This window comes from Bradyrhizobium sp. CCBAU 45321 (assembly GCF_028128975.1).
In the GTDB taxonomy this organism is placed as follows: Bacteria; Pseudomonadota; Alphaproteobacteria; order Rhizobiales; family Xanthobacteraceae; genus Bradyrhizobium; species Bradyrhizobium yuanmingense.
Genome location: NZ_LFKZ01000058.1, coordinates 1 through 1,485, shown reverse-complemented (window position 1 = coordinate 1,485; position 1,485 = coordinate 1). Strand labels below are relative to the sequence as shown.

General features: G+C 59.9%; 1 protein-coding gene. It reads right to left on the bottom strand.

Features of this window, described 5'->3' with window-relative positions:
• Positions 1-260 precede the first annotated feature (260 nt).
• The gene (locus ACM43_RS09675) at positions 261-1,298 is read right to left on the bottom strand and encodes an IS110 family transposase (protein WP_036032539.1); all 1,038 of its coding nucleotides are present in this window, start codon (positions 1,296-1,298) and stop codon (positions 261-263) included.
• Positions 1,299-1,485: the final 187 nt, after the last annotated feature.

Below are 1,485 nucleotides of genomic sequence, written 5' to 3'. Positions count from 1 at the left end.
CTCTATTCGGCCGGATTTGGTCAAGGGCTTTGGTTGGGCGCCTCCTCGGGTTCGGTACCGCTCGCTGGGCCGTGCTTCTCTTCGGGATCAGCCGTATGGCTCTCCCAGCCTGGGATCAGTAGAACGAGACGGAACAATCTGACTCGCGTGCTGATCGCAGGGATGCGACCGTACAAGAGCCCAAAGCGAACTCATCTCGTCCATCGTCCCGCGAGGGACCTCGCCCCACTAAACAACGAGTGTGTGGACCGCGCGTCGCACTATTGTGCCGCGGGCGAGACCTCCCGTGTCCAGCGGAATTCCGTTCCATCGCTCCAAATGCGGTGCATGATGACGGCGAGCCGCCGCGCCAGAGCGACGATCGCCTTTTGCTGCCCGCGTCGTTTGGCGATCTGCATGGCCCACGCCTTGAGCCAGGACCATTTCTGGACCCGCGTCAGCATGACCTGCGCGGCCTCATAGAGTAGCGCTCGCATGGCTTGATCGCCGCACAGCGAGATCCGACCGATGCGGTGGCTTTCACCGGACTGGTTGAGGACTGGCGTCAATCCGAGGGAGGGCCCGACGGCTTTCGAACTCTTGAAGCGGGCGGGAACGTCGATCGTGCTGATAAAGGCCAACGACGTGACGGGGCCAACACCGGGGATTGTCATCAACCGGCGACAGACCTCGCTTTCCCGGGCAAGCAGAAGCACATTGCGATGCAGTCGCGTGAACTGTTCGCGTAAAACGCGTCGGGCGACGAGAAGCGGTTCCATGAGTTCGGTCAGCTCCGGCTGACCAACGGTGAGTTCGTGGATGCGTTGTTCGAAGCCGATCACCCCCACAATTCCAACCTTCAAGCCGAAGTTGCGCAACAGCCCACGAATGTCATTCTCGATGGCAATGGCCTTCTCCTGAAGCAGCTTGCGACCGGCAAGCAGGACCCGTCGCTTCTGACTGGTCAGGGTCTTGACGTGGACAGGCCGGAACAAGCCGACACGCATCATCTGCGCAATGCCACGCGCATCATTACGGTCGCTCTTGTTCACCTGCGCCTTGAGGAACGCCTTGGCGTGCCGTGTCTCGATGCAGGTTGCCGGCAGGCCAGCTTCCGCCAGCCCGCTGAACAGCCATTGTGACAGTGGCCCGGCCTCGAGTCCGATCCGGTCAAACCGCCAAGTCGGATCGTTGAGTACAGCAAGAAGATCTTCCGGGTGGCTCTCCACTTTCACTTCCCGGCAGATGCGGCCTGTTTCGTCGACAATGCATAGGGACGTCTCTTTGACCGACACGTCCAATCCGGCGTAATGTTTCATGCTGCGCTTCTCCGTCCGATGTTTGTGGCTGCTCGACACAGACCACGTTTATCATCAACCTGAAGCGCAGCACCCTGCTAACGGGGCTCAGCAACAGGCCGAATACCCCATCTGACTCACTTTTGATGCAGTTTGAGGGATGTCTGGCGTTTTGATTGGAGGAGAATCAGCGCCATGCAGCAAGCGC

What these genes read in the sequence shown, in the direction of transcription:
- ACM43_RS09675 (WP_036032539.1), bottom strand. Translation starts at nt 1,298, where the DNA reads ATGAAACATTACGCCGGATTGGACGTGTCGGTCAAAGAGACGTCCCTA.